General features: G+C 39.9%; 2 protein-coding genes, 1 pseudogene and 1 CRISPR repeat array. Of the genes and pseudogenes, 1 reads left to right on the top strand and 2 read right to left on the bottom strand.

What is annotated here, in order from left to right:
• Positions 1 to 1057 precede the first annotated feature (1057 nt).
• A complete protein-coding gene (locus F6K54_RS07195) occupies positions 1058 to 1741 on the bottom strand; it encodes a CADD family putative folate metabolism protein (protein ID WP_293076029.1) in 684 nt (227 codons plus the stop codon).
• Positions 1742 to 2266: 525 nt separating this feature from the next.
• Between F6K54_RS07195 and F6K54_RS07190 the strand changes: the two genes are divergently transcribed.
• On the top strand, positions 2267 to 3859 hold the full coding sequence (locus F6K54_RS07190) for an Hsp70 family protein (RefSeq protein WP_293076028.1): 1593 nt from the start codon (positions 2267 to 2269) through the stop codon (positions 3857 to 3859).
• 157 nt (positions 3860 to 4016) lie between these two features.
• Positions 4017 to 5222: a CRISPR direct-repeat array (repeat unit 36 nt; unit sequence GTTTCCAACTAATCCGCATTAACCCCAGCGGGGGGG).
• A 746-nt stretch (positions 5223 to 5968) separates the two neighbouring features.
• On the opposite strand, the pseudogene F6K54_RS07185 reads toward F6K54_RS07190, so the two are convergent.
• Positions 5969 to 7255 (bottom strand): annotated as a pseudogene (locus F6K54_RS07185) (RNA-guided endonuclease InsQ/TnpB family protein).
• Positions 7256 to 7392: the final 137 nt, after the last annotated feature.

Genomic DNA, 7392 nt, shown 5'->3' with positions numbered 1-7392 from the left:
CAGCAATCCTGCAATCGGTGAAGTCAGGAGGAATGGGAATTATAGAAGAAGTAGTCAGAAGAATCGTAAAAGTGATTTTCTACCCCTCGAAATGCCGAAAATCTTAGATTTTTGAACCATTACCACCTAAAAGCGGGTACTCCCTTAGTACCTGAAAAGGGTAAAACCAAAACCAGTCAATACTTTGATATTTAATCAGCAAGCCCTAATTACCTCTCCTTGAAAAGAAGAGGATTGACTAATAATGAAAATTTTTCTTTATTATCCCCTTAAAAGGGGAGGCTTTAAACCACAATTTTTCGGTAATTGTGCTTGGTACACAACCCGGCGGTAGTTGCCCACTCCATCTTATAGCCTACATTACGCACGACAAAATGTAGTACATAAAGAGGGGAAAACTTGAGTAAGTATTTAGACTTACTGATATTGGTTTCAGCCTTTTTTTGCCTTTAAAAAGTGCAAGCTTTTCGGTCGCTCAAGCTCAAAAAGCTAGTATTTTGGGATGATTATGGCAGAAAAATCTTGGGACAATTTTTACGACTACCTCCTCTATAATTTCCATTTCTCCTGTCTTCCCCTCCCCTCCTGGGAGGGGCTAGGGGTGGGTTGGGAGGGGCTAGGGGTGGGTTGGGAGGGGCTAGGGGTGGGTTGGGAGGGGTTATACCAAATTGATAAATGTTTGCTACAAATATCTAGGGTATTTCTTAGGAGTCAGGAGTCAGGAGTCAGGAGTCAGAATGAATAGCTTTAATACCATTTTTTAGGGTTTAAATTATCTTTTTATCTCAAATAAATATCTACTATAAATTATTTTTATCGCTCTTACTATTCGTAACATTCTTTTTTAAAATTGGTATTAGGGGTGGGTTGTCTCCTGTCTCCTGTCTCCTACCCCTACCACTCATACTTTCCATACGCAAACCCTAAATATGCCAGCGCACATTGCTATACATCGTCATCACCAAAGTTCAGTAAGGAGCGAATGACAATTTGCCCCTTACTGTGATGAAAACCGCTGTAGTGCTGAAAGCTGAGTGCTGAAATGCTGATAGCTAAATTAATTCACAGCTTGACAATACTCTTCATAAACACCATCAAGTAATAAATTTAAAGCATCTACTGCCTTAGCTGCTGCTGATAATGCTTCCTGTTTTTGAACATCAGTTTGGCACATTTTTACTAATGCTTCTCGTGTAACTTGACTGTGAATTTCATCAGCTTTTTCATGTACTTTAAAAAAGGCTAAAGCTGCTTCAGAATTAATGCCATAAAATTCTTTCAAACCAGCAATTTTAGTAGTAGCTACTTCAGGAATTTGAGACTCATAAGCATAAAGAGCTGCTAAACCTTTTGCCGGATTTTCACTGCGAGCTAACTCTTTGAGAATACTTACAGATTCCTTGGTTTTTGCTAAATGTTGCCTATTTTTAACTGCCTCTCGTTTTACACCCAAACCTTCCGCAAAACGTAGCCATAATTCCGGATGATTTGCTGCTCCCATTTCCTCTTCCATGAGATTTTCCAAGAGCATTTTACGAGTTTCTAAATCATCACAAGCTGCATGAGTAGCACTAACATAAGTGGGGAAATAATGAACTTGTAGATAATATTCTTGGGCATACTCTTGCAACATTTCTAGAGAAAGTTTTCCTTCATTCCACATTTGGTAGAAAGAATGCTTAAGTAGATGTTGTTTTTCAATAATCTCATCAAGTTGTGCAAGGAAATCTTGTGCAGTCATTTGTGTATTTTGAAGCAACATATTTAGTAAACTAATAGTTTTCAAATACGAATATTATCATAATATTTTTTCTTGTCAAGAAAAGCAAAGATTTTTTTAACAAACTCTGAATTTAGCAGTAAACTTGATTTCTATTCAAGTTTGTAGAATTGAGAATTTATATTCAATAATAATACCAGTTTGATAAATCTTTGCTACAAATACTTAGGTTACTGTTTAGGAGTCAGGAGACAGGAGTCAGGAGTTAGAATAAATGGGTTTTATGCCATTTATTATATAAAAGTTTATCTTTTTCCTCCAATAAATATTTCCTACAAATTATTTTAATACTGCTTATTATCTGTAACATTCTTTTTTAAAATTGGTATAAGGTAAGCATTCAGCCGTCAGCCATCAGCTATTGCTTTTAGTTTAGGCTCAAAGCTTTGTTCGTGACTAACTACAGAAATAAACTCGTCTTTCATCCGTTCAATTGCTTTTCCCTTATTCATGATATAATATGCCATATTTTAATTGGATAGCTGAATGGCGATCGCGATAGACTTCGGAACAAGTAACACGGTAATATCCCGTTGGAATCAAACAACTCAACAGCCTGAAATTGTTAAATTACCAGGTTTGTCAATTATTTATGGACAAAATCCACCTCTAATTCCGAGTTTGGTTTATGTGGAGAATGCTGCTGAAAAGAAGGTAGTAATAGGCCAACAAGTTAGAGATAGGGGTTACGATGTTAATACAGATTCTCGCTTCTTTCGTAATTTTAAGCGGGGTATTGGCTCAGATATTAAAGGATTTTTGCCTGAGCTTGATGGTGAGGTGGTTTCTTTTGAACAAGCAGGAGAGTTATTTTTACAATCAGTTGTGGCTGGTATTCGGAATGTTCCTTTGCCTGTAGAATCTTTGATTTTTACTGTTCCGGTAGATAGTTTTGAGACTTATCGTAATTGGTTGGGGGAGGTTTGCCAGTCTCTACAGGTTGAGCAGGTAAGAATGATTGATGAACCTACTGCTGCTGCTTTGGGTTATGGGATGGCAGATGCAGAAGTTTTATTGGTGGTTGATTTTGGTGGGGGTACTTTAGATTTATCTTTGGTGCGGTTGGATAATTCGGCACAGAAACAACCTTTGGGTTTTATTTTGAAATGGGGTGAAAAGTCATTTGGTAAAAGTTCAAGTCAAAAGGCAAAAACTGCGAGGGTTTTGGCAAAGGCAGGACAAAATTTGGGTGGTTCGGATATTGATAATTGGTTGGTAGATTATTTTGTGGAAAATCAGGGTATTGAAAAGACTCCTTTAACTACTCGTTTGGCAGAAAAGTTAAAGATTCAATTGTCTTTACAACAGCAGGCAACGGAAGTTTATTTTGATGATGAAAGTTTAGAAAGTTATGAGTTGGAATTAGGGCGAGATGGCTTTGAGGAAATTCTCAGAGAAAAGGGATTTTTTGTGAGTCTTGATGAATCGATGAATCAGGTTATACTACAGGCAAAAAGGCAAGGAATAGATTTATCAGAAATTGATGCTGTTTTGTTGGTGGGAGGTACGGTACAAATTCCGGCGGTACAAAATTGGGTAAAGGAATATTTTGATGCTGCAAAAATTCGTTGTGAAAAACCTTTTGAAGCAATTTCTCAGGGAGCTTTACAATTAACTCAAGGGGTTGAGGTTAAGGACTTTTTGTATCACAGTTATGGTATCCGTTATTGGGATAGAAGGAAAAATGCTCATAGTTGGCATCCTTTGATTAAATCTGGTCAACCATATCCAATGGGTAATCCTGTGGAGTTGGTTTTGGGTGCTTCGGTGAATAGTCAACCAAGTATTGAATTAATTTTGGGAGAGTTGGGTGCTGAGTCTGGTGGTACAGAAGTTTATTTCGATGGCGATCGCCTAATTACTCGCAAAATATCTGGAGAGCAAACTGTGGTAAAACCTTTAAATGATCGAGATGGAGGTCGTAGTATTGCTCAATTAAGTCCTCTGGGAAATCCTGGAAGCGATCGAATTAAGGTGTTGTTTTGGGTGGATGAGTCTAGATTTCTCAGAATAACAGTAGAAGATTTATTGACTAATGAAATTTTGTTGAATGAGCAGGCGGTTGTGCAGTTGAGTTAGTGCCGCTACGCGGAAGTTAAAAGTCAAAAGTAAAAAGTATTAATTTGTAATTTTTTTAGGATTTTGTAACCAGTTATTTCTGCTGTCCTGCATTAGTTGTTTTATACAAAAAACATCTCTATAAAATGAGGGAGTAGGGGGACTCCCCCTACCAAAAGTTTCCAACTAATCCGCATTAACCCCAGCGGGGGGGATTGTATTTACAGATCCAAATAGGTCATTCAGGGGCTTTTGGTTTCCAACTAATCCGCATTAACCCCAGCGGGGGGGTCGCTAAAATAGAAATGGCAAAAGCGAGAAAAACTTGTGTTTCCAACTAATCCGCATTAACCCCAGCGGGGGGGGCAATGTTATTCCTTTTAGTAGTGTATAGCATAATTGTTTCCAACTAATCCGCATTAACCCCAGCGGGGGGGACGATCAACTTGATCAAGAAGGACGATGCCCCCCTGTTTCCAACTAATCCGCATTAACCCCAGCGGGGGGGCGCCTCCAAAAACATGGCAAGATCTGAAAGCCTTGGGTTTCCAACTAATCCGCATTAACCCCAGCGGGGGGGTATGGAAGCTTAAGCCAGGGGATGAGGTCCCCCAAGATGTTTCCAACTAATCCGCATTAACCCCAGCGGGGGGGGAAGTTCAAGACATGTTTTACACCCAGGAAACCTTTCGTTTCCAACTAATCCGCATTAACCCCAGCGGGGGGGCCACAAATTGACTCCAGAGAAAAATTGGCAATATCGGGTTTCCAACTAATCCGCATTAACCCCAGCGGGGGGGTTTCTTACTTTTTTATGGTTTCTTTTCTCCTAAATCTTTGTTTCCAACTAATCCGCATTAACCCCAGCGGGGGGGCAAGATGTGAAGAAGGTGTTCGCAATCATCAATATCGTTTCCAACTAATCCGCATTAACCCCAGCGGGGGGGTTGTGGCTATGTCTTCAATGACCTTTGGGGTATTATTTGGTTTCCAACTAATCCGCATTAACCCCAGCGGGGGGGTCTCAGATTTAATCAGATTAAAACCAAACAGTTCCAGTTTCCAACTAATCCGCATTAACCCCAGCGGGGGGGTCTGAGGAAACGATTCAGGCTCTTGAAAATGGCAAGAAGTTTCCAACTAATCCGCATTAACCCCAGCGGGGGGGGGAGGCATTATGGGGTCATTGTTTGCATTATAATACAAACGTTTCCAACTAATCCGCATTAACCCCAGCGGGGGGGAATTTTCAAACACTAAGTGATGCTTCTGATTTTCTTGTTTCCAACTAATCCGCATTAACCCCAGCGGGGGGGTTGTTTCGACCGGATCAATTGTCAAATCTCAAGTTTCCAACTAATCCGCATTAACCCCAGCGGGGGGGAGTTACGTTTTGGAACCACGACAGAACAAGGCTTTCAGACCCCCAAATCGACGCACCCCTTTGATAAAAAAATCAACAAGGCAATTTTTGCCAAAATGACGACCCTCAAACCCTCTCCTGGCATGGCATCGACGCAGTTCAACGAGAGAATCAGGGTTTCAGCGATTCTGCGAGGTGCGTCGATGGGGTACCATGCAAAGATGAAAAACAACCTCTTAATCACTCCTAAAAAACTAGAAATGACTAAAAAACTACTGCTATTCATTTATCGAGGTTCTTTATACCAATGTGCTTACTTTTTATCTTAACCTTAAGTATACAAATTGTCAACCCTTTTTGTGGAGTCAAAAGTCAAAAGTTATTTGAAGTCAAAAGTCAAAAGTCAAAAGTCAAAAGTGAGGTTGCCTGGGCTAAAAATTTTGACAATATAGCGCTGTGCGCAGGCAATAGGCAGTAGGCAATAGGCAGTAGGGGGGATAAAAAGCTTATGATATAAAACTTTTAGCTATTGGACACCTCCTGAAATTTGTAAATATGCCAGCGCACATTGCTATATATTTGAATTCAAAAATCAAAAGTCATTTGAATTCAAAATTCAAAAGTTAGAAGTGAGATTGCCTGGGTTAAAAATTTTGACAATATATTTGAAGTTAAAAATCAAAAGTTAGACTTGATGTGACAATACATCGGCTAAAAATATATTTAGTTTCAGGCAATTATATATTGACATCCTCCCGACGCTGCTCTCACGAGACAGCGCGGGATTCCCTAGCATCACTGTTAGGGACTTTCTGTTTCTTAGCACCAGCATAAACGAGATTTACTCCCATCGGGTCTTACAGTCGCTCCACAGACTGACACTGCGAGTCCCGCAGCCTTCGAGCGTGGGCGTTCCCTTGCGTCTGACGCCGACGCGGGTTCCCATCCGCAAAATATTTATTGCAGCGTTAATATCACGGTCATGGTGAGCTGCACACTCTGGACAATCCCACTCTCTAATATTTAGAGGTAATTTTTCTACTATGTGCCCACAACTAGAGCAACGTTTAGAACTAGGAAAATATCTATCAATCTTGATTAATTCTCGGCCATACCAATCAGCCTTATACTCTAATTGCCTGACTAATTCTCCCCAGTTGGCATCACAACCCACCCCTCTTGCTCCCCTCCCGGGAGGGGATGGGGGTGGGTTGTGATTTTTGACCATGTTTTTTACCGCTAAATTTTCAACTACAATAGTTTGATTTTCTCTAATCAGTTGAGTGGTTAGCTTATGGGTATAGTCAAACCTTGAATCTTTAATTTTTGCGTGTATCCTCGCTACTTTTATCCTGGCTTTGTGATAGTTATTAGAGCCTTTAGTTTTACGAGAAAGTGATTTTTGGGCTAACCTTAATTTTTTGTGTAATTTGTTTATATTCTTAGGGTTAGCAATTTTTTCTCCATCACTGGTAGTAACTAAACTGGCAATTCCTAAGTCAATACCTATTTGTTTTTTGACTGGTTTAAGTTTTAAATCTCTGGTATCATTGACTCTCAAAGACACAGACCATCTACCACAGGAATCCAGTTTCACTGTTATTGTTGTTGGCAAACAATCTGGCGGCAGTTGTCTACTCCATCTAATGGGTAATGGTTCAGCACATTTAGCTAAATATACTTGACCTTCTTTCCACTTAAATGCGGACTTTGTGAACTCAGCACTACCACCCGGCGCGCTTTTTCTTAAAGTTAGGATACTTAGTACGTCCACTAAAAAAGTTAGTGAAAGCTGTTTGTAGATGTCTCAAGCCTTGTTGTAATGGGACGCTACTGACTTCTGTGAGGAAATCTAAGTCATCTTGTTTTTTCCAGTGAGTCAGCATAGCAGAAGTTTGCTTATATCCTACTCGCTCTTTGTTTTTATACCAAGCTTGAGTTCTTGCTGCCAAAGCTTTGTTGTAGATCAGTCGAACACACCCCAATGTTCTCAGCAACAGATTCTCCTGTTCTGGAGTTGGGTAGAACCTAAATTTGTACGCTTTTTCGACCATCTACTGTTTATTTGTTAATATTTACATTTTAGCATATTATGTGTGAAACCACAACATTGATTGGTTTTTCCTCCGGAATGCTACGCAAACATCCCGACGCTCCCCTTCGGGAGAGCGCGGGTCTTCAACCAACGTTG

It is taken from the genome of Okeania sp. SIO3B5 (assembly GCF_010692555.1).
Taxonomy (GTDB): domain Bacteria; phylum Cyanobacteriota; class Cyanobacteriia; order Cyanobacteriales; family Microcoleaceae; genus Okeania.
This window is presented reverse-complemented; position numbering and strand designations above follow the sequence as displayed.